We start from the raw sequence: 22,418 nt of genomic DNA on the forward strand, positions 1-22,418 counted from the left end.
GATGAATTTGAAAAATATTTGGGGTTCTAATGTAAAGAGATGGTAGTATGAAAAAGCTTTTTTTTGTATCGGTGGGTGTTATTGGCCTTTTGTTTTGTGTTTGGTTTTTTGCTGAAGATTATTCTGTGTGCCCAATTAGTACACAAGTTACTCAAATTAAGTTTGACATAATGGAGATTGATATGGGGCAGTTAGAGCAAGGGAAACCGAAAACAGTCAGTTTTCAGTATAAAAATATAGGTGAACACCCACTTTTAATCCAACATGTAGAAACCTCTTGTGGCTGCACTCAACCAGAATGGACTAAACAACCAATAAAACCAGGTGATAGTGCAGAAATTAAAGTGAGTTATGATGCAAAATATTCCGGGCGTTTTTTTAAGACGATTACGGTGTTTTGCAATACTCTAAACGGGATGAATGAATTGAAAATTAAAGGAGAAGTAAAACTCTCAGTAAATAATAAATAAAATGGGAATAAAGAACAGAAGCTTGTTGCGCCTTAGAAACAAAACAAAGCTTCTGTTCGGGCTCCCTCCAAAATAAGAAAGGAGGTAATAGGGCAAAGGTATACTAAAATAAGAAAAGGTCTATATGACTTATGCTGTGAAAGGATATATCAGTGTATTTATGAACAGGAGTAGAGTAACCCCTTTAAGTTTACTTAAAACATTAAATTTAAGAACATGAAAAAAATATTAGTTTTTTGTACAGTCGCATTTTTTTTAGCTTTTAGTATTAACGAAAACTATGGTGATGCTAATCAGAAATATAGTGAGTCGTTGCAAGATATTTCGTCAATTGCAATGGCAGGCGGTGAAACAGGAGGAGCATTGTATCAAACAATGGCATATTGCTCTGCATGGCAAATTAAATTGGCATGTACAACAAAGAAATACAGTTCTCGCTGTAGTAGCTATTATTGTATTGTTAATTATTAATTTGTTTTTGAGGGTGTAATTAAGTACACCCTCAATCTGTTCATTATATTTAATATTTGTAATTAATTATGAAAGCAATAATTTTAGCAAAGTTAATAGTGATAAGTTTTGTAGTTTGTTCATGTACTGATACAGGTAAAGTATGCGAGGAAGGTAAAAGAATACCCGCTATTGGTAATAACAAGTTCCTTTTTGATTCTATTTATGCTGTCCCATTACAAATATTGGAAAATAATATGCTTGGTGATAGAATAAAAGTTGTACAACAACAATGTGGTGATATTTATGTAGGTGAATTTAGCGCACATTTCAAGGTTTTTCGGTTTGACAGAAATGGGGAATATAAAAATGAAATAGGCTTTCGAGGTAAAGGGCCAGGTGAATATACATCTTTTGACGATTTTATTGTAAGTGCAGATACTGTTGAAATATTGACAGGAACAGGAATGCAATCCAGAATTGTTCGTTATTTAAATAACGGAAAATTCCTATCAGAGACTCAAATTGATCTAAACGCCATATCGTTTGAGAAAATGAAGTCGACATATCTATTTTCTACCAGTTACCAAAAGAATAGGCATTCAGATCGATTATACGTTACCAATTTGGATGGAGGGCAGTGTGTTTCATTTTTACCAGATAAAACGGCTTTTAATATGCCTATAACAGAATGGAAGTTTACGAGGTCAGATACTTCTGTTTTTTTCAAAGAGGCATTTGATAACTTGGTTTACGAGTTTAATCAAGGAAAATTGAGCGTGCTTTACAATTTGGATTTTAGGAAATATTCTATTCCCTCTGAATTTTTCTCTAAGCCTATGGTTGAGGGGTTCGAAATGCTTTACAAACAGGGTTTTGGGGTTGTTAAAAATTATTATGAAACACAGGAGTATTCTGTGTTTGAAATTTTAATTCAAAAGAAGAATGATCCTTCTGTAAAAAATATAATTATATATAATAAAAAAACAGGCGAGATTCAAGAAAATTCTATTTTAGAAAAAGAGCAAAATTGTTTAGGGCGATTAGTAGGTGTTACGAACTCAAATGAATTAGTTTATTTAGAATATCCATACCACATAATTGATGAAATAGATTCTTTTATGCGTTTACCTATAGTCAATAAAGAAATACTGAAAGACATTACATTGTATGATAATCCAGTATTATTTTACTGTAAACTTAAAGATTAAATTTCGTGATATATGAGCTTAGTTGGAATATTTCCAATGTTTTTTTTTGTTAAATTAATAGATTGATTGTTGAAAAACATAAACTGATGAATAGTAAAATTATTGTTACAATAACGGTAGTTGTAATCCTATCCATATTTATAACATATAAATATCAAGTTGCAAGCTTGAGAAAAGAACGTGATATTCAAATGAGAATGATTGCGAAGGAATCATTAATTAGAGATTCAATTTTATTTATGATAGCACCAAAGTTAGCACCTATTGTATCCAAATCATGGTCAATTAAGAAGAGAGATAAAAATAAGGCTTTGTTTGTAATTATTCCAGAAGAGGGATGTTGGGCTTGCTTTGAGCCAAAGTTAAAAGGTCTTTCATACTTGGAGAAAATATATTCAATGGAAGTTATTTTTATTACCTCTGATATACATATTAGAACTTTGAGAATTATTTTGAAAGATGAATTATTCTCAAAGAACGTTATCAATATCTCAAGTTTGGACTCAGAATATGTGAAATCACTTCCAGGAAAAGATATTGTATTTGTACTGTATGACAGCGTGAGTCAGGTAAGTATTCCTTATGTGGAGAGTAAGTTTGAAGATCCGATAGAATTTATTAAGCGGAATTATAATGCATGTTATTTGGATAATGAAAAAGCAAATAAATGTTATGAATAAGTAGACATTAAAAAATAATTAAGGTGGAGTAGTAAGGTGTTGTGAGTATTTAATTGATAGCATTTTAGAGAAGAGAGAGACATGAAATTAAAGTTTTAAAAACAAATTATGAAAATAAATTTTGTGTATGTCTTAGTTGTAGTATTTGTCCTTATTGTAATTCTTATTCGTAATAATATTGGTGGGGATAAAAAAAAGAGAGAAATAATCTTGGATAGGAATTGTGAAATTGTGGGGATAGAAGATTCTGTCATTTTTAAAGTTGATCCCTTTGGAGAACATTTTAAATGTGTTACATTTTTACAAGATGAAGTAATTTTAGAATTAAGACATTATAAGCCTTATCTAAAAAAGTATCCTGATATATCGTTTCTATTTTATATTGAAACTGATGATAAAGAATATGTAATTGAAACGTTAAAAGAAATGAGCTTTACTTATCCCGTTTTTATTGAATCCAAGAATAATGAAAAGATGATATTTATAAATTATTTGTTGGATTCTAAAAGCTGTATTTTGGAAATAACCAATCCATCTATTTCTAATTTTGGAGAGCAGTTAGAACACTATTCAGGGGGCAATAGATATTAGGATATGCAACCAGTAAGATTGCGTTAGATACAATCAGATGTATTATGATTAAATTTAAGTGATTGTCTTTTAGTGATATGAATGAATTTATTTTATTTGTTATGCGAATACCTTTAATCCTATTATGCGTTGCCTGTTTGACAGTTAGTTGTAAACCTTCACAAGGAAAGATTGACGAAGAATCCTCGAAAATTGCTTTTCGGGAAGAATTAAACGAAGTAAAAACAGTTAAGTTGGTAACTTAAATTATGTATTTTTCACACTAAATATCAATCAATGAATAAAGTATTTATTATGTGTTCCCTTATCTTTTTATCTTCTTGTTTAAATTCTGAAGAAAAAGTTAATGACTTACTCGTGGGAAATGGAACTGTGGATGTTCTGAAAAATATTGGTGACGTTAAAAAATTATCAATACAAATAGACAGAGTAATCCCCTTAGAAACAAGCGATAGTTGTATTATTGGTTCAATTAGTAAAATTGATATAGACCACGGAGATTTTCTAATTCTGGATCGATGGAAGTCTAAATCAGTTTTTTGGTTTTCAGGGCAAGGGGAATTCAGAAATAAAATTAATACTATAGGCAAAGCCGAAGGTGAATATTTGGGTTTAGAGGATTTTTTAAGAAATTCAAACGGAAAAGAGTATCTGCTGTATGATAGAACACTTAGTAAATTATTAACCTATAACAATAAAAGGAATTTTGTAAAAGAAGCCTCCTTAAATAAACAGATTTGTAATATTGTGAATACAACAAGTAGTGATTTTTTGATACAAACCACATCAGGAGAAGATTTTTTGTTGGAATTATGGGATCAAAATTTCATAAAAAAGCACGAGTTTTTGCACCGACCTGAATATGTAAAGAATTATTTTATGGGTGCAGAATTTACTTTAAAGAAAGATAATACAAATACAATTTCTTTTTGCCCTCCATTTTCTAATATTATCTATAAATGGAAGAATGAAAAGATGGCCGTATCTTATGCGATTAAAAATATTGATCTTTTTCCTAATAAAGCTTTTTTTGACAAATACAAAGGAAGACATCCAAGTCTGCTTTTAGAGGAAATTAAAAAACAAAAATATATAAATTTTCTTGATTTTATCGAAAATTCTGATGTGCTGATTTTGAAATATTACAGAGGAGAACAGAAAACAGTTACTTTATTTAATAAACATTCAGAGACTTCCGTTTCTTATAAGGTAGGGAATAGTTGTATTGCTAACCTTATTTTTAATTCCATATCCGTTACAGAAGGAGGACAATTCATTAGCTATATTTTCCCTTATCAAATAAATAGTTTAAGTAACAATAATGTGTTGATGGAGCATGTGTCTGTTTCTTTTAGTGAAAATAATAATCCATACATTGTTTATCTAGACGTAGCGGGGGAAGAATAATTTAGTTATGAAAAATAATATATTGATAGTTATTGGATTTGTTTTACTTATTAGTGTTTTTGTGACTGTTTTTTATAAGCAATTACAAAAACAAAAAGAACTTCAATCAGAAATTAGTTCTTCTATTTTTCAAAAGGAGAAATTTTATGCGCTTCAAAATATTTATGTTAAATCATTGGAAGTGATAACTATGCTTCAGGATTCGAAAATTCCTGAAAATCTCACATTAAAAGTAAATGCAAGAGCCAAAAATAAGTTGACATTGGATCAGGTTGTTACGACAAAAAAGATTGTGATTTTTATTCCAAAAAATAGTTGTAAAGATTGTATTAACGAGGTTTGCAATATATTAGGTTCAAGCCCGAAACTCCTGGCACAAAAAAACATTATTTTAACTGATATTTTTGATGAAGAAGAAAAAATGAGATTTTATAGTACTTACAATGTATTAGAAAAGAATTGGGATGTTTATCACTTAGAATCCACTGAGTATTTTAATAAGTTGAATCGGAAAATAGTTATTGCACAAATATCTAATGATTTAACCATTAAGAGTTGTTTTGTTTATGACACAAACTTATCGATTGAATTGTTAAAAAAATATCTACTAAAATTATAATTATGCGTTGTTTATTTATTTGTATTGTCTTATTGCTTGCAGGAATCCAATCTATTAGTGCTCAGAATTCAATGATAATGGAGAAACGCTATATAACCCTAATGTCGGATTATGAGCCGATGCATGGAAAAATTATTAAGCTGGAAAAAAAAGAAGAACGCCTGCTGATTACATTGGAAATAAAAGATGTTTCTAAAGAAATTATTCTTCAGAACACAATTGAAAATTTAGTTTTATTTGAATCTGCAAAAGTTGGCTATATGTTTGTTTGTAAAAAATCAGAGGCGCAATCGACAGTTGCTATTTATTACCAAAATGAAGATGGGGGAGTTCGTGTATATCCATTTTATCTGAAAGAGGAAAAATAGTTTAAGCTTTGAGTTATGTAGTTCATTTTGAATAGAAATTCAATTTTATGATATGCGAATACCTTTAATTCTATTATGCGTTGCCTGTTTGGCAGTTAGTTGTGCACCTTCACAAGGAAAGATTGACGAAGAATCCTCGAAAATTGCTTTTCGGGAAGAATTAAACGAAGTAAAAACAATTAAGTTGGTAACTACCACTTTTCAAAAGGAACTGGTGAGTAATGGAAAGCTGCGGGCCTTTTGCAAGTGCGACTTAAACTTTAAGATTTCCAGTGTAGTTAAGAAGCTTACTGTTAGCAATGGCACTTTTGTAAAGAAAGGTGCTGTATTGGCAACATTGGAAGATTTTGAGCAAAAAACCAGTTTAGAGAAAAGCAGACAGGCATTGGCAAAGGCTCAACTTGAGCTGGAGGATGTTCTCATTGGTCAGGGGTACGATGGGAAAGATACCCTTGAAATACCAAAAGAAGTGTTGCGGATTTCGAAATTAAAATCCGGTTTTTTTTCTGCTGGCTTAGAATACAAAAAAGCACTGTACGATATGCAGGCAACCCGCCTTCTTGCTTCTTTCGATGGCGTTGTAGCCAATCTGAATAGTAGGATTTATGACAAAACAGACGGTAGCAAGCCATTCTGCACGCTGATAGACCGCAAAAGTTTCGAGGTTGAATTTTCGGTAATGGAATCGGAATTGAAAGATTTACAAAATGGTCAAACTGTTAGTATATTTCCTTTTGCTTTCGAGAAGGAATATAAGGGTAAGGTGACCCAAATAAATCCAGTTGTTGAGGAGAATGGATTGGTAAAAATTACAGCAAGAGTAACCAATAATGGAGGTAAGTTATTGGAAGGAATGAATGTGCGGGTTCTTGTTCAGAATAGTTTGCCAGATCAACTGGTTGTTCCTAAGTCGGCAGTGCTGCTCCGTCAAAACAAAGAGGTTGTTTTTACCCATCAGGAAGGAACAGCCATTTGGCACTATGTAAGTACAGGGCAAGAAAACAGTTCATCTTACACAATTACCGAAGGACTGCAAGCCGGTGATGAAGTGATTGTTGATGGAAACTTGAATTTAGCACACGAGGCGAAGGTGAGAGTACTTGGGGATTGATTAAAATGAAAAGAGAAGTGAAATTCTCATAAAAAGAATAAATAAAATGGGAAAAAGAACAGAAGCTTGTTGCGCCTTAGAAACAAAACAAAGCTCCTGTTCGGGCTCCCTCCAAAATTAGAAAGGAGGTAATACGGCAAAGATATACTAAAATAAGAAAAGGTCTATGTGACCTGTGCTGTGAAAGGATAGATCAGCACAATAAGGAGATATGTAATGCCTTTAAGTTTGCATATGGTATAGAAAAAATTTAAGATGAAAAAAAGAATATTTGCAGGTATCGCAGCAAGTTTATTTGCCACAGCATTGTTTTTTAATTTAAGTGAGGCAAATGTGAATAGTAATATTTCATTGAATGATATTGAAACTATGGCGCAGGCATCAGGGGAAGGTAGTTTTACTTGTCCAAATGGATGTTTGGCTAAAGTGGGAATGTGTTATTGCAATGGTTTCCATAAGTACAAAGAGAATGTTTAACATAGGGTTTTAGAATGTTCAAATATTTAAGAGGCCACTTATGTGGTCTCTATATAACTTAAATATTGTGAAATGGGAAAATGAAGTATATAACATTAGCGGGAATTAACGCTATAAACTTTTAATAAAAATATCAATGAATTCTTTATAAGATATATAGTAATGAAAAATACTTTTTTATTTAGTTGTCTGGTTTTAATCTTATTTCTTAGTTGTAATAATATGGATTCGGATAAATCTAAAACATTTCAGGAATCTTCAGATAAAACTGTAAATGTTAAAGATAAAATTACAGACATAAAAACTGATCTTCTATTTCAATATTGTAGTATGACAATTTCTGACTCTATATTGATTATTAACGAATTGACTCCTTCTAATGCGAAAGGCATTCATTTTTTCAATAAAAACAGTTTTAAATATATTACGAGTACTGGTTTTATGGGTAAAGGTCCTGGTGAAATAACGGTTTTAGGAGAGAGTAGGAGTAGTTACAATTCCAAAGCTATTTGGGTAGATGATTACGGGAAAATGGTTAGTTGGAAATTTCCGATTGATAGTATTTTAAGCAATGAAAATTTTATTCCAACTGAAAAATTGAAAATGAATAAAGATTCGTTTCAAGTTAAAAGTGTATTCATAAATGATAGTATAACAATAGGAAGATCAGTAATTCCAACAAGCTATCATTCCATGGATATATCCACAACAAAGTTGAATAATTATACATATAAGATTGAAGAATATGGTTATATCTATCCCGATCTTAAAGGGAGAGAATCGTATTCTAGTTTTGATCTATCTACTAAAAATGAAATATATACAACTTGCTTTAGTTATGTAGACTTAATCACGATTTGTGATTTAAAGGGCAATTTGAGATATAATATATATGGGCCTCAATGGAATCCTAAAGAGACAAAAGGAATTCAGTTTTACGGAGTAGTAAAAACATATAAAAATTATATTATTGCTTCTTATATTGGTGATAAACATGTTGTATTTACTGATGAAGGTGGTCGAGTTGATATTGCACCATCAAAATTATTAGTTTTTGACATTAATGGAAATTATGTTAAAACAATTGAAGTTGGGTATGAGTTTAGTGAATTTTGTATAGATGAAGAAAATAATAGAGTAATCGCCTATTTTGATAATAGAATAAATCCATTAGGTTATTTTTCATTAGATATTTAGATCGTAATTACATTTTATTAATATGAAATATTTAACAGTAACTGCAGTTATAATCTCAATTATTTGTGTTTCATGCCTTTCAGATAAAGAGAAGGATTTGAGAAGCATTGTAAATCATCCTGTAAACATAGATATATCTGACACTGTTTGGCATAGAGACACAGCATTGAGTTTTGTTGATTTTCGTCGAAAGTATAAATATTTATCGGTTGTATATCTATTAAATGGGTGCCGACCTTGTTATCAAGAATTCATCAATTGGCATAAGAAAATGGAATCTTTTACAACATCCAAAGATTATACGGTTCTTTTTATTATCAATGGAGATAATTATAAGGATTTGATGTCTAAAGTAGATGAAATAGATCAGGTTGATAAGAAATATTACATATTGATGGATCCTCATTCTAAATTCGTGGGTAAAAATTTAAATATTCCGAAATGGATAAGGGATGGTTCTGTCCTAATTGATAAAGAAAACAAAATAAAGATGGTTGGAAAGCCATGGGTTAATAGTTCTATGATAGAATTGTTTAATAGGGTGTGTGTAAATTAATGTTTTTCAATAGTTTGCAAGGTGGATATGGTTGATTGTTTCTACTTTTATTACTTAAATATTCTGGTTTGTTAAACGGTTTTAAGTTCTATTTCATGCGAATACCTTTAATCCTATTATGCGTTGCCTGTTTGGCAGTTAGTTGTGCACCTTCACAAGGAAAGATTGACGAAGAATCCTCGAAAATTGCTTTTCGGGAAGAATTAAACGAAGTAAAAACAATTAAGTTGGTAACTACCACCTTTCAAAAGGAACTGGTGAGTAATGGAAAGCTGCGGGCCTTTTGCAAGTGCGACTTAAACTTTAAGATTTCCAGTGTAGTTAAGAAGCTTACTGTTAGCAATGGCACTTTTGTAAAGAAAGGTGCTGTATTGGCAACATTGGAAGATTTTGAGCAAAAAACCAGTTTAGAGAAAAGCAGACAGGTATTGGCAAATAATACCTCTTTATGGATATAGGAGTGCCAATTAATTTTTAATTAGTTATTTTTTATGATAGGTATTGTTGGTGGCATTCATGCTGCTAACAATACTCTTTAGGATAGGTTTTGATAATTAAAGTGAAACGATTAAATACGAATGAAATGAAATTACTTGCAACGACGTTAATTATACTAATTACAATAGAGGGGCAGATTCTATCTGGGAATATTATCAAAGGTAAAGTAGAGGATTTTTTTTATAATAAAAGAGAACATGTTGTTATTCTCAAATTTGAAAATGAAGGCAAAGAAACAAAGACTATCTCTATTGGTTTATTTAATCGAGGTACTCTAATGGAAAATTGGGACTCGTTAAGCATTGGTGATTCAATATATTATGAGCCTCAATCAGATACTTTAAATATTATTAAAAAGGATGATAATAAGCTGATAAAAGTATATTTTAAAAATCGATCAAAAAAAATGAAGTTATGATAAGGGGATATATGTGTGTATTGTTTGTGCTGTTAATGTTCCACTCATGTGCTGAACATTCTCTGTACGAACAATTTGAAAATAGTTTTTCTATAAAAAGGGAATTAAGTTCTCAAAAAATAGAGCATGATAAAGATTTATTTGGAAATCCAACTAATTTGAGAATCTCGGATTCTTTACTATTTGTTTTAGATCCCGATTCACATAATTTCATTAAGGTAATTAATTTAAATAATTTATCCTTAATTAAAAATTTATGCTTAAAGGGGAGAGGTCCAGGAGAATACGGGATGATATGTCGGTTTGAATTGTTGGAATCGCAGAAGATTGGTTTTTACGATGATTTAAATACTACTTATTATGAGGCAGATATAGAACCAAATCATTGTAATCTGAAAATAATTTTGAACAGAAACCTTAACATTGAAAAAGAACGAATTGCAAATACTGTGCGTTTAAATGGTTTTTTTGTAAGTTCAGGATTGTTTCAAAATAAAGGAAGATTATTAATAAGTGCAATGGATAGTATTGGTTTATGTGAGTATGTTGACGATTACCCGATTGATGATTATCCTAATATGTCGAGTATGAATAAAGGTATGGCTTATCAGACACATTTCACCAATAGTATTAATGGTTATTTTACAGGATATACATTAGCTTCTGGTGAGATATTTTTTTATTCTAAAAAGAGAAATGGGATTATAAAGGAAAATGCTTACCAATTATTTACACCAGATTTTACACCTAATTCAGATTTTGGTTATGGAGTTGTTTTCGCAAAAGAATCTTGTATAGGATTTTTAGACGTTGTAAGTAAGGATAATTTTATTTATGCATTATATTCGGGGCGCACACGTAAGGAATTTGGAATGGAAGCGTATATGGGGAATAAAATATTCGTTTTCACACATTTGGGAGTGCCTGTTGAGTACTACAAACTTGATATAGATATTAGAACTTTTGATATTGATGAAAATGGTGCTATATGTGGTCTGACAATAAATCCCTACCCACAATTGGTAAAATTTCCTATAAAATGAATGCAAAGTGTAAATTATCTTATCCTGTTGGATTAATAATAAGTTCTGTTTTCCTAATAATGTTATTGTTTAGCACCTGTAACAGTAATAAGAAAAGTCAAGAATATGCTAAAGTCGTTAAATATTGGATGAATCGAGAATTGGTTTTACCAAGTGATACAGTAATTATTGGAACTATTGGTCGCGATTTTAATCTAGAATGTATTGAAAATAAAGAATTCAAAATTGTAACAAGAATTGACGGAGATTGCTCTGTTTGTATCGATGAATTGTTAGAATGGAAAAAATTAGTACAAGATTACGGTAGCGAATTAAATTTATCATTTCATTTTTATGTTATTACAAATAATTTTGAAATTTTCAAGGAAATAAATAAAAGTACAATTAGGTTTCCATATCCACTTATTTTTGATCGTTTAGATGATTTAAGAAGAAAAAATAACTTAAAAAAAGACAAGCGATTTAACACTTTTCTTTTGGATAGTGACAATAAAGTTGTATTAATAGGAAATCCGATACGTAACAAGAAGATTAAACAATTGTATTTTGAAAAAGTACGTAAAAAAACTGTTGAGTATCCTCAAGATTTAAGAGGGGACTAGATCCTATTTTTTTCGTTTCTAATTAATTCATGGAATATGTCGTAATATACAAATGTATATATATATTGCTATGTGTAGTCTGTTTTGATAAATTATTAAATAAACTTATGGTTCGATTTCTACTTTCCCGCCCCATTGCTGTTACAATGACATTTATAGCTATTCTTTTGTTGGGGATGGTATCTATTGGGCTTTTGCCAGTGTCCTTAATGCCCGACATCTCGATTCCGGAAGTAACGGTACAGATGAATTATAAGAATGCCTCAGCCCGTGTGCTCGAAAATTCGGTTGTTGCTCCTGTTCGGCGGCAATTGATGCAGGTAGCACATTTGGAGGATATTCACAGTGAAACCCGTGATGGCAGTGGAATTATTCGCTTGAAATTGGCCTATGGCAGTGATATTAATTTGGCATACATCGAGGTGAACGAAAAAATTGATCGGGCCATGTCTTCCCTGCCAAGGGATATGCCACGGCCTAAAGTGATAAAGGCCAGCGCAAGTGATTTACCTGTATTTCACCTTAATTTAAGTTTAAAGCAGGAAGGTAACGAGCAGAAGTTTATGGAATTGAGCGAATTTGCCGATGCTGTAATTCGAAAGCGAATAGAACAAATGCCCAAAGTGGCTATGGTAGATTTAACAGGACGAAGTTTTCAGGAAATATTGATTGTGCCTAATGAGTTGCAGATGAAATCATTGGGATTCATATTGAAAGATCTGGAAACACTTATTCAAGAGAATAATATCGATTTTGGGAATCTAAGTATTCGCGATGGCTACTATCAGTACAGCATTTGTTTTTCTTCCCGCTTGCGAAACAAGAAGGATATTGAGGAACTTTATTTGAAAGCCGGAGATCGGTTGATCCAGTTGAAAGATCTGGCTGAAGTGAAAATTGTTACACAGCCCCGAAAAGGCATGGCCTTAATTAATGGACAGGAAGGCATTTCTTTGGCAGTTATCAAACAATCGGATGCCCGCCTTCAGGAAATGGAGGAGGAATTAAAAGAGATGGTTGGGATTTTTGAAAAAGATTATCCCGAGATTGCGTTTGAAATTTCTCAGGATCAGACTCGTTTATTGGATTATTCAATTAACAATTTGAAACAGAGTTTATTGTGGGGAGCGGGATTGGCTTTTTTGATCATGTTCTTTTTTCTGAAAGACTTTAAAGCTCCCTGGCTGATTGGGATATCCATTCCTGCATCTCTAATTATTTCTCTTCTTTTTTTCCATTTGCTTGGTTTGTCTTTAAATATTATCTCTTTATCCGGTTTGGTATTGGGAATTGGAATGATGATTGATAACTCGATTATTGTTATTGATAATATTGTCCAGTTCCGGGAACGGGGGGAGAATTTATTCTCCTCTTGTGTGAAAGGAACCAATGAAGTCATTCGTCCACTTCTGAGTTCTGTTTTAACTACTTGTGCAGTGTTCATACCCATGATTTTTATTTCGGGGATAGCAGGTGCCATGTTCTACGATCAAGCCATGGCTGTAACTATTGGTCTTTTCGTTTCCTTTTTTGTTTCTATAAGCTTACTGCCAGTGTATTATCGCTTATTTTACAGAAAAGAAAGAAGGGGAAGAATGGATCGTCTGGTGTCTAAAATTAGTGGTGTTGATTACGCGAAATTGTATGAAAAAGGACTTCGTTTGGTATTTCGAAATCAGTTGGCTTCCAGTTTGTTTTTTTTAATGTTCATTTTTGTTGGAGCTGTTTTGATATTTAAAATGGAGAAATCCCGCTTGCCAAAAGTTGAACAGCATGAGTTAATGTTGCAAGTAGATTGGAATGCCCGGATTCATGTCGATGAGAATAAAAAACGGGTGAAGGAACTGCTTTCCTTGGTAGTCGATTCTATTCAGCAATCATCAGCCTTGGTTGGAGAACAGCAGTATTTATTAAATAGAGAACAAGAATTCTCGAGTTCGGAGAGTCGGATTTACTTAAATACGGAAAACGAAAAGCGAATGCATGTGGTGGAAAATGTATTACATCATTATTTAACAGAGCAATATCCTTCAGCCAGAATTCAATTTTATGCACCACCGAATTTATTTGAGCAGATTTTTGGAGCTAATGAAGCTCCTCTAGTTGCCAGATTAAGTGTGCGGAGTAGTGAGGAAACCAAACAGGTAAATTTATTGAAATTACTCGAGAAGGATTTTCGAAAGTGTTTTTCTGATCAGTTGGAAATATCTCAAAGTATGCAGGAACAGCTGCAACTAACCATTGATCCTGTTCAGTTGCTGAGTTATAATCTGGAGCCGGATGTGGTATATCAAAAGTTACGAACAGCTTTTAACGACAATCAGTTGGCGGTTATTAAAGAGAATCAGAGTTTTGTTCCAATTGTTTTGGGTGAGGGGCAAAAGAGAATTTCTAATATTCTGGAAAAGACTCTTATTCAGAATTCGCAAGGTGATGATTATTCTTTAAACCAATTGGTTTGTGAGGAATCCCGTGTTAGTTTGAAAAGTATTGTTGCCGGAAAAGAAGGAGAATATCTTCCATTTAATATAAATATAAAGGAATCGGATTTGCTGTCTTCTCAAAATAAGATTCGTAAAATCAACAGAAAATATCCAGATGTAAATTTATCCTTTTCGGGAAGTGTTTTTTCAAATCGGGTATTAATGAGGCAGCTGGGACTGGTTCTGATAATTTCTTTGCTGTTGCTTTATTTTATTTTGGCGGCGCAATTTGAATCATTAAGTCAGCCATTAATTGTACTGCTGGAGGTCCCGATCGATATTGGAGGTGCTTTGCTGCTTTTAAGCATGTTTGGCGGAAGTCTGAATTTGATGTCTCTCATAGGAATTATTGTGATGTCAGGAATCATTATCAATGATTCGATTCTAAAAATTGATACGATCAACCGTCTTCGAAAAGAGGAAGGTTATGGATTGATTCGCGCCATCAGTACTGGAGGACAACGAAGATTAAAGCCTATTTTAATGACTTCTTTAACCACCATATTGGCATTGATTCCTTTTCTTTTTACAAATGGTCTGGGCTCCGATTTGCAAAAACCTTTGGCAATAACTGTTATTGGAGGTATGGGAATTGGAACTATAGTGAGTTTATATTTTGTGCCTCTTTGTTATTATTATTTGAATAGGAAAAAATAGTACCTGCTTAATTATTATGACTTTGTTAATGGAAATAAAGCTTGCCACTGGTCGCTTAAACGGATTGAATAAAAACGATTATTTATGTTTCAAAAGAGAATTTTAGTAAGTATAATATTGATATTTCTGAGTACTGTATTTGCTCATGGTCAAAAACAAAACCTCACTTTGAGCCAGGTGTTGGATAGGGCTCAAAGTAATTCTTTGGATGCCTTTATTCAGAAGAATATGTACTTGTCTCAGCAGTGGGAGTATAAGGCTTATGTGGCCGATCGTTTACCTAATCTGAGTTTGGCTGTAACTCCTTTTAATTACAATCGATCTTTTACGCAGAGATACAATTCTATTACCGATAAGGACGAGTATAGAGAACAACAAAGTATGTATTCTTATACACGCATGTCTTTATCCCAAAACATTGGACTTACAGGAGGAACCATTTATGTGGATTCGGATTTGGGACGATTGGAGAGTTATGGTGAGGGAAGCAGTAAAAGTTATAGTTCTACACCTGTCCGTGTTGGCTTATCACAACCTTTGTTTGGTTTTAATGAATTTAAATGGCAGAGCAAATTGGAACCTTTAAAGTTCGAGAAGGCAAAAAAAGAGTATATCCTCAATTTACAGAATGTGAATGTAACAGCTGTAGGATTATTTTTTGATCAGGTTTTGGCTCAGTTGAATGTTGAGATGGATAGCTCTAATCAAATTAATGCATTTGCCTTATACGAAATGGGAAAAAAGAGGTTTAAGATTGCTGCAATCAAACAAAATGAGTTGTTAAATTTAGAATTGAATGTTCTGAAAGCAAAAACGAATCTTGCAAAATCGTTAAAAGAATTGCAGCAAACAAGGTTTAATTTGAATGTGTTTTTGGATTTTAATGAAAATGAATTAAAGCATTTGATTTTGCCTGATGATGTTCCTAAATTAATTGTAGATGTTACCAATGCACTTGAGTTGGCTTTAAAAAATCATCCTCTTTTAATGGAAGAACAGCAAAATGAGTGGGAAGCTGATATGCAAGTTGACAAAGCAAGAAAAGCCAGACATTTTCAAGCCAATCTTGTTGCAAGCTATGGTTTAAATCAACAATCCGAAACATTTTATAATGCCTATCAAAACCCCTTAAATCAGCAGAAAGTTCAGATGAGTTTGGAGATTCCTATTTTAGATTGGGGCAAACGTAAAGGGAATTACAAAATGGCACAAAGTGATCGGGAAGTAATCCGCTTGTCCTCAAAGCAAAAGCAGATTGACTTTAAACAGGAGGTGAGTCGTAAAGTTATTGATTTTAACCTTCAGGGAGAATTGGTTTACAATGCACAAAGAGCCGATGAAATTGCGCGAAAATCTTATCAGGTAACGCTGGAACTTTTTAAAGAAGGAAAAGCCAGTGTTTTGCAATTGGATGACGCCTTAAATAAACAGGATCAATCCAAAGAGGAATATATTACAAGTTTGAAAAATTACTGGGAGTATTATTATACCATTCAGATGTTAACATTCTACGATTTTAGATCTGGAAAAGCTTTGAAGGCAGAATTGGGAATTTAGTTTTTCTTCGTAATAGAACAATAGATACGCTCATTATAAAACTATAAAGTAACACACAAATGTCTTTAAACCGGAACTCTTCATTTTCTATAATTGTTGTATTTATTGTTTTTTTTATTATTGGATGCAGCCTATTGCCTTCACTTTCAGTAAAGCTGAATCCATCCCGCGAATTGCCTGGTATTACAGTTGGATATTCGTGGCACAAGAGTAGTGGTAGAATTCTTGAGAAAGAGGTGACTGCGAGGTTAGAGGGTGTTTTTAATTCCATAAAAGGTGTAAAAGAGATTAAATCCAGATCGTCCGCAGGAGAGGGAGACATTCAGATTTTTTTTAACAAAGGCACCAATATGGATGTTTCACGTTTTGAGGTAGCTACCCTCATTCGACAGGTGTATCCCCAATTGCCGGAAGGTGTAAGCTATCCCTATATCCAAGTGAAGACAGGGGATGAAGGGAGAAGTTCTTTATTGGTTTATACTTTAAATGGAAGTGCCAGTCCCCATTTTATCCAAAAGTATGCTGAAGAAAATCTGGTATCCTATATTAGTTTGCTGCAGGGTGTGAATGCTGTAGAGGTTTATGGAGCTAATCCTTTCGAATGGGAAGTTTGTTATCAAGCTAAAAAGTTGAGGCAATTGGGCATGAAGATTGGTGAAGTACAAATTGCGGTGAGTAACTATTTTAAGAGTAAAGAGCTGGGTGTTGGCTGGGAGAATGCTTCCGGTTTGCAATCCTCTATTTTAAAGCAGGTGTATTTTTCATATCGTAATAACAGAGAATTTAAGCCTGAAAGAATTCCTGTAGGAAAAGTAGAACAACGAATTGTTTATCTGGGAGATATTGCCAAAATACGATATAAAGAAAAAGAGCCAAACAGCTATTTTCGGATTAATGGTTTGAATACCATTAATATGGTTGTATATGCTGAAAAAACAGCTAACCAATTGGATCTGGCGGACAAAGTAAAGGCTAAGATAGAGGATCTGAAGATTAGTTTGCCTGCTGGTTATTCAATTTTGAATAGCTATGATGCTACTAAGTTTATTCAAAAAGAATTGGGAAAAATTGCCTGGCGAACAGGTTTATCCTTACTGATATTATTACTTTTTGTGCTATTAATTAGTAAGCGGTGGCGTTATCTGTTTTTAATTCTGATTAGTCTGCTGATTAATCTGTCAGTTGCAGTTGTCTTTTACTATTTGTTAGGACTGGAGATCCATTTGTATGCTATGGCAGGAATCACTGTGTCATTGGGAATGATGATTGATAGCAGCATTGTAATGATAGATCATTTGCGGTACCAGGGAAATAAAAAGGCTTTTTTGGCAATATTGGCTGCAACGCTTACTACAATAGGCTCATTGAGTGTTATTTTCTTTTTGGGTGAGGAGCAAAAAATAAAATTAATCGATTTTGCTTTGGTTATGATTATTAATTTGGCAGTTTCCCTAGCCATTGCTTTGTTTTTGATTCCCGCCTTGTTGCAAAAGTTGCCTATTGAACCAAAAAAAAATGAACTGTTTTTTCGGAGAAAGCGACGAGTGTTAGCATTTACGAAAGCTTATGCTTCGGTACTTTTATTTATGAAACATTGGCAGGTGGCTTTCGTGATTGTAATTGTGCTTGCTTTTGGTTTGCCTGTACATTTACTTCCCGAAAAGTTGGAGGGAGATGGTTTTTGGTATGGAGTATATAATAAAAGCTTAGGTTCTTCCTGGTATCAGGACAATGTAAAAGAAACAGCCGAATTGGTATTGGGGGGAAGTTTGCGATTTTTTGCACAGAATGTATTTGCCAATTCATTTTACAGCGAACCGGAACGTACTAAATTGAATGTGATAGGGAAGATGCCAGAAGGAGCAACCCTTGTTCAGTTGAATGAAGCCATGATGTTGATGGAGAATTTTATATCGAAGTTTGATGAAATTGATCAATTCCAAACTTCTATTTGGAATTCAAGAAATGGACAGATTCAAATTTCGTTTAAACCGGAAGTGGAGAACTCATTTTTTCCATATCAACTTAAGAATTTAATTACAGATAAAGCTATCAGTATGGGAGGGATGGATTGGGGAGTGTTTGGTGTAGGGCGTGGGTTTTCCAATGAAATTGCGGAAGGAGGAGGCAATTCGCATATTAGTCTGTACGGATACAATTACGAAGAACTTTATTTGTATGCCGAACGTTTGAAGAAAGAATTGTTAAAACATACCCGAATTAAGCAAGCCGATATTGTAGGGCGTGTGAGTTGGGGGGCGGACCTAAAGCATGAGTATCGATTCTATGCTGACGGAAGTTTAATGACCTTACAAAATTCTAATTATAATAAAATATACAATTATTTACGGGAAGTTTTAGGAGCTGAAAGCTCTCAGCAATTTTTATTGGAGGGAGAATTACAAACTCTTAGGATGGTTTCTGACCAGGCAGGGCATTTTGATATGTGGCAGTTACGTAATTTACCCATATCATTGAGTGATCGTAGTCTGAAATTGGATAATCTGGCGCAGGTAAGAAAGGAACGCACGGGTAACGATATTTACAAAAAGAACCAGGAATACCAATTGGTCGTTCAGTACGATTTTATTGGCCCACAGCAACTTGGTAAAATTGTTTTGGATGAAAATATCGGAAAAATTCAACAAATATTACCGATTGGGTATCGAACTGAAAAAGCAAATTATGGATCTTGGTGGAGTAATGAAGATAGAACATCCTACTGGCTAATTTTGTTGGTAATTGGGATTATCTATTTTATATGTGCCATATTATTAGAATCGTTACTTCAACCTTTGGCAGTTATTGGAATGATCCCAATCTCATTTATTGGCGTGTTTGTTACGTTTAGTTTTTTCGAGCTTAATTTCGATCAAGGGGGATATGCGGCCTTTATTTTATTGTGTGGAATCTCCGTAAATGCTGCGTTATACATTATTAACGATCAAAATAATTTAAAACGTTTGGATGAAAAAAGGAGTGATTTTAAGCTTTATATAAAAGCATTTAATCATAAAATTGTTCCGATTTTACTAACGATTGTTTCAACGATTTTGGGGCTTGTTCCTTTTTTGTTATCCGGGCAAAATGAAGTGTTTTGGTTTGCCTTGGCAGCGGGTACAATTGGAGGATTGCTATTTTCGTTGTTGGCAATCATATTTTACCTGCCCTTGTGGGTTACTAAAAATACAAAACAAACAATATTTCGTGATGGGCAATAATAGATGTGATTCCTTGGATTCAAAAGATGCTGGGGGGTTAATACTGAAGAAAAACATATGCAGGAAATCCAGCCTGATTTTATTTTCAAATAATGAAGAGGGAATCCAATGGGCAAGATTAGATTCATAATATCAACTAATCATTGAATAGTATATAAAAACCATGTTAATTCATAAATCTATTGTTAAATGAAATCCATTCCAGAAATTATTTTATTTGGTTTAATAGCTTTCTTACTAAATTCATGTACACAAAATGTACCATCCGGAGTAAAAAACACTTTAAAATTTTCAGGAGAGAATAGGTTTGAACTTGAGAAAGTTATTGAGCATTATCAAACAAAAGAAGATAGTCTTAAGTTGAAAGCCGCTTATTTTCTTATTGAGAATATGCCCTATCACTTCTATTTTGCTATAGAAGACCATAATCGGTATGATGAACTATTCGATAGTATTTCTGTCTGCAGAATTTCTGTTAAATCAGGTGATGAATGTTTTGATAATGAGCTTCGGGGAAAAGCAATTGATCGGTATGTAAATCAGTTTTTGAATGAAAATCGTTTGGGAAGATATCGGGGACAAATTTGTTCTGATGCTCAAACAATTGATTCTGAGTTTTTAATTGAAAATATTGATTATGCTTTTAAGGCATGGGAGTTCCCTTGGGCCCGTCAATATTCTCTTGATGAATTTTGCAGATATATATTGCCTTATCGATATGGGAACGAAGCTCCGGACAGATGGCGAAAGAAATTTTACAATCAGTTTAAGTGGGTTGTCGATTCGATTAAAAATCCCAAAGATGTTCTTGAAGTGACTTCATATATGAATAAGCTTTTTAGAAATAAGGTATCACATTCTCATGCGCTTTCCAGATTGGAGAATAATATTAAACCATCTCAATTGGCAAAAGGAATGGTTGTTGAGGGGTGTGAAGGACAAACTGGCATGGGTGAATGCATCTTACGCTCAATAGGAGTTCCTGTTTCTATAATAACTTTCCCTTGGTGGGGGAATCGAAATGTAGGGCATAATATGAATGCATTACTTGATTCCTCGAAACAATGGCAATATTTTGCGTTTGATGATTGGGATCCATCACATAAATTAAGAGATTTTGCCCCTAAAATTTATTTTAAGCAATTTGCGAGGGTTTTGGATCAGAGTATAGTGAATCAACAATTTATGGAGGATGGTAGCAGGAATTTTCAAAATGTTAAAAACATAAATATTAATGTTATAGATAAACGAATAGTTTATTTATATGTTTTTGGAGATCGTTCATGGTCGCCAATTGACAAAGCTAAGAATAATTGTTCTGGAATTGTATTCGAAAATGTTGGAACGAATGATTATATGTATATGGCTGCAGTGTTACAAGACGAACATTTAGAGCCTGTTACTTATCCTTTTAGAGCTGATAGTATTGGGAATCCAATATATTATATTCCAGATTCTTTGTCTACAATATCTTTTACTTTTGACAGGAAATATCCTCCTAAGGATAGGGAAGCTCGTTGTGACGCATTAATCGATGGACAATTCCAAACTGGGGATAAATTTAATTTTTCAAAAAGCAGAACAATTTATTCCATCAAAGATCGGTTGAAATATCAAGAGAATATTCTGAAAATTAAATCTGTACAGAGCAAGTATATACGGTATGTTTTTCCTGAAGGAGTTGCTTCTTGTTGGGATGGACCGGCCGAAGTAGCTTTTTATCATGCTGATTCAACGGGTATAAAAAAATTAACCGGAAGATATTTTGGATCATCTCAACTTAGCAGTGAGCAGATAAAGATTATGACGGATGGAGACATACTAACTTATGTTGAGTGGAAAACAAATCCAAAGTTGCAGGATGCTCCTACGGGGAATATAATTATGAAGGAGTACGCCGAAAATCCTATCTGGATTGGACTTGAACTTGATTCCATAACAGAGATCACTCATGTTGGAATTTGTCCTCGAAATGATAAAAACGGTATTTATCCCGGTATGTACTACGAATTATTTTATTGGGATAATCAGTGGAAATCTTTAGGAAAAAAAATAGCCATGACTGACATGATAACGTATGATCATATTCCATCTAATGCCCTTTTATGGTTGCGTAATTTTTCTGAAGGAAAAGAAGAACGTATTTTTACAATAAAAGATGGCAAACAAATTTGGTGGTAAATCCATAAATTTTATTTTCTAATGTTTACATGGTCAGCCTTACTGTTTCATTTTTCAAGTGCTCAAAATTGTTTGAAAGAAAGTTTGGTTCTGTCAGCGCCAACTACTATTTTTTGAGATTTTGGCTAAGATAAAGCCTGACTTGTTTCCAAACTCAAATTTCTTTGCTTCTTTTCCTTTTGTAATACAACTAACTTCCGGTTCATGGATGCTGTAGATTTTATTCTTATCTCCTTTTTGTTGTGCTAAGATCTTCTTAATAATGATCAGTAATTCTTAATATTTATGTTGTTGGACAGAGTAAAATGTCTTTCTATATCTCTGACCTGGCGACCTGCGCTAGTCTTGATTTTTCGTAATGCAGCTTTGGCTTTATTTCTTCTTTTCGGATAATTATGAAAACGCTGGTCTATCATCAGTGCTTTAAAGTTATGGTGTAAGTTTGACGCAATATTATTCCCTCTTGTTTTGCTGTTTTGTTAACCCGCTCAATTAATACAAACTCATGCTTTAAATTGATGAAACTTTTCAGGGAGGTGTCAAAAATACTTAACTGAGATGTTTTGTCTTGTTTTCCAACCATATCAGCAAGCTTTATGTCTAAATACATATTTACTTGCA

The 22,418-nt window shown here is 33.0% G+C and carries 22 protein-coding genes; 21 read left to right on the forward strand and 1 reads right to left on the reverse strand.

The features are described from left to right. The first annotated feature begins 47 nt into the window (after positions 1-47). The 21 genes from BZG01_RS10885 (at position 48) to BZG01_RS10980 (ending at position 21,797) form a co-directional block, all read left to right on the forward strand. Positions 48-470 (forward strand): DUF1573 domain-containing protein, encoded by a 423-nt coding sequence (locus BZG01_RS10885; protein ID WP_101309863.1) that lies wholly within the window; start codon positions 48-50, stop codon positions 468-470. Positions 471-686: 216 nt separating this feature from the next. Then, entirely contained in the window at positions 687-941 is a 255-nt protein-coding gene (locus BZG01_RS10890) for a hypothetical protein (RefSeq protein WP_101309864.1), read from the forward strand. A gap of 68 nt (positions 942-1,009) precedes the next feature. Next, entirely contained in the window at positions 1,010-2,131 is a 1,122-nt protein-coding gene (locus tag BZG01_RS10895; RefSeq protein ID WP_101309865.1) for a 6-bladed beta-propeller, read from the forward strand. Positions 2,132-2,217: 86 nt separating this feature from the next. After that, positions 2,218-2,811 (forward strand): hypothetical protein, encoded by a 594-nt coding sequence (locus BZG01_RS10900; RefSeq protein WP_143470884.1) that lies wholly within the window; start codon positions 2,218-2,220, stop codon positions 2,809-2,811. Positions 2,812-2,919: 108 nt separating this feature from the next. Continuing rightward, positions 2,920-3,402 (forward strand): hypothetical protein, encoded by a 483-nt coding sequence (locus BZG01_RS10905; RefSeq protein WP_101309867.1) that lies wholly within the window; start codon positions 2,920-2,922, stop codon positions 3,400-3,402. A gap of 276 nt (positions 3,403-3,678) precedes the next feature. Further along, entirely contained in the window at positions 3,679-4,809 is a 1,131-nt protein-coding gene (locus BZG01_RS10910) for a 6-bladed beta-propeller (RefSeq protein ID WP_101309868.1), read from the forward strand. A gap of 7 nt (positions 4,810-4,816) precedes the next feature. Further along, positions 4,817-5,428 (forward strand): hypothetical protein, encoded by a 612-nt coding sequence (locus tag BZG01_RS10915; RefSeq protein ID WP_101309869.1) that lies wholly within the window; start codon positions 4,817-4,819, stop codon positions 5,426-5,428. Between the two features lie 77 nt (positions 5,429-5,505). Beyond that, entirely contained in the window at positions 5,506-5,796 is a 291-nt protein-coding gene (locus BZG01_RS10920; RefSeq protein ID WP_180327289.1) for a hypothetical protein, read from the forward strand. Positions 5,797-5,848: 52 nt separating this feature from the next. Continuing rightward, complete coding sequence (locus BZG01_RS10925) at positions 5,849-6,907, forward strand: efflux RND transporter periplasmic adaptor subunit (protein ID WP_101309871.1); 1,059 nt, start codon at positions 5,849-5,851, stop codon at positions 6,905-6,907. Positions 6,908-7,162: 255 nt separating this feature from the next. After that, positions 7,163-7,384, forward strand: a complete 222-nt coding sequence (locus BZG01_RS10930; RefSeq protein ID WP_101309872.1) for a hypothetical protein — start codon at positions 7,163-7,165, stop codon at positions 7,382-7,384. 222 nt (positions 7,385-7,606) lie between these two features. Continuing rightward, the gene (locus tag BZG01_RS10935) at positions 7,607-8,581 is read left to right on the forward strand and encodes a hypothetical protein (RefSeq protein ID WP_101309873.1); all 975 of its coding nucleotides are present in this window, start codon (positions 7,607-7,609) and stop codon (positions 8,579-8,581) included. Positions 8,582-8,603: 22 nt separating this feature from the next. Continuing rightward, positions 8,604-9,137, forward strand: a complete 534-nt coding sequence (locus BZG01_RS10940; protein WP_101309874.1) for a hypothetical protein — start codon at positions 8,604-8,606, stop codon at positions 9,135-9,137. Between the two features lie 95 nt (positions 9,138-9,232). Next, positions 9,233-9,595, forward strand: coding sequence for an efflux RND transporter periplasmic adaptor subunit (locus BZG01_RS10945; protein WP_101309875.1), 363 nt, complete (start codon positions 9,233-9,235; stop codon positions 9,593-9,595). A 125-nt stretch (positions 9,596-9,720) separates the two neighbouring features. Continuing rightward, on the forward strand, positions 9,721-10,053 hold the full coding sequence (locus BZG01_RS10950; RefSeq protein ID WP_101309876.1) for a hypothetical protein: 333 nt from the start codon (positions 9,721-9,723) through the stop codon (positions 10,051-10,053). Continuing rightward, entirely contained in the window at positions 10,050-11,096 is a 1,047-nt protein-coding gene (locus tag BZG01_RS10955; protein WP_101309877.1) for a BF3164 family lipoprotein, read from the forward strand. The genes BZG01_RS10950 and BZG01_RS10955 overlap by 4 nt, the downstream gene beginning before the upstream one ends. Next, a complete protein-coding gene (locus tag BZG01_RS10960; RefSeq protein ID WP_101309878.1) occupies positions 11,093-11,698 on the forward strand; it encodes a hypothetical protein in 606 nt (201 codons plus the stop codon). The genes BZG01_RS10955 and BZG01_RS10960 overlap by 4 nt, the downstream gene beginning before the upstream one ends. Before the next feature lie 107 nt (positions 11,699-11,805). Beyond that, complete coding sequence (locus BZG01_RS10965; RefSeq protein WP_180327290.1) at positions 11,806-14,838, forward strand: efflux RND transporter permease subunit; 3,033 nt, start codon at positions 11,806-11,808, stop codon at positions 14,836-14,838. 84 nt (positions 14,839-14,922) lie between these two features. Continuing rightward, positions 14,923-16,395, forward strand: a complete 1,473-nt coding sequence (locus BZG01_RS10970) for a TolC family protein (RefSeq protein ID WP_101309880.1) — start codon at positions 14,923-14,925, stop codon at positions 16,393-16,395. A gap of 59 nt (positions 16,396-16,454) precedes the next feature. Beyond that, positions 16,455-19,616: an efflux RND transporter permease subunit gene (locus tag BZG01_RS10975; protein ID WP_101309881.1), complete on the forward strand. Its 3,162-nt coding sequence runs from the start codon at positions 16,455-16,457 to the stop codon at positions 19,614-19,616. Beyond that, the gene (locus tag BZG01_RS22115; RefSeq protein WP_425436096.1) at positions 19,606-19,746 is read left to right on the forward strand and encodes a hypothetical protein; all 141 of its coding nucleotides are present in this window, start codon (positions 19,606-19,608) and stop codon (positions 19,744-19,746) included. Before BZG01_RS10975 ends, BZG01_RS22115 begins: the two co-directional genes overlap by 11 nt. Positions 19,747-19,805: 59 nt before the next feature. Continuing rightward, positions 19,806-21,797 (forward strand): hypothetical protein, encoded by a 1,992-nt coding sequence (locus BZG01_RS10980; RefSeq protein WP_101309882.1) that lies wholly within the window; start codon positions 19,806-19,808, stop codon positions 21,795-21,797. A 415-nt stretch (positions 21,798-22,212) separates the two neighbouring features. Here the strand turns inward: BZG01_RS10980 and BZG01_RS10985 are convergent, their stop codons facing one another. Further along, complete coding sequence (locus tag BZG01_RS10985; RefSeq protein WP_101309883.1) at positions 22,213-22,407, reverse strand: hypothetical protein; 195 nt, start codon at positions 22,405-22,407, stop codon at positions 22,213-22,215. Between the last annotated feature and the right edge of the window lie 11 nt (positions 22,408-22,418).

The sequence above is a fragment of the Labilibaculum manganireducens genome (assembly GCF_002843385.1).
In the GTDB taxonomy this organism is placed as follows: domain Bacteria; phylum Bacteroidota; class Bacteroidia; order Bacteroidales; family Marinifilaceae; genus Labilibaculum; species Labilibaculum manganireducens.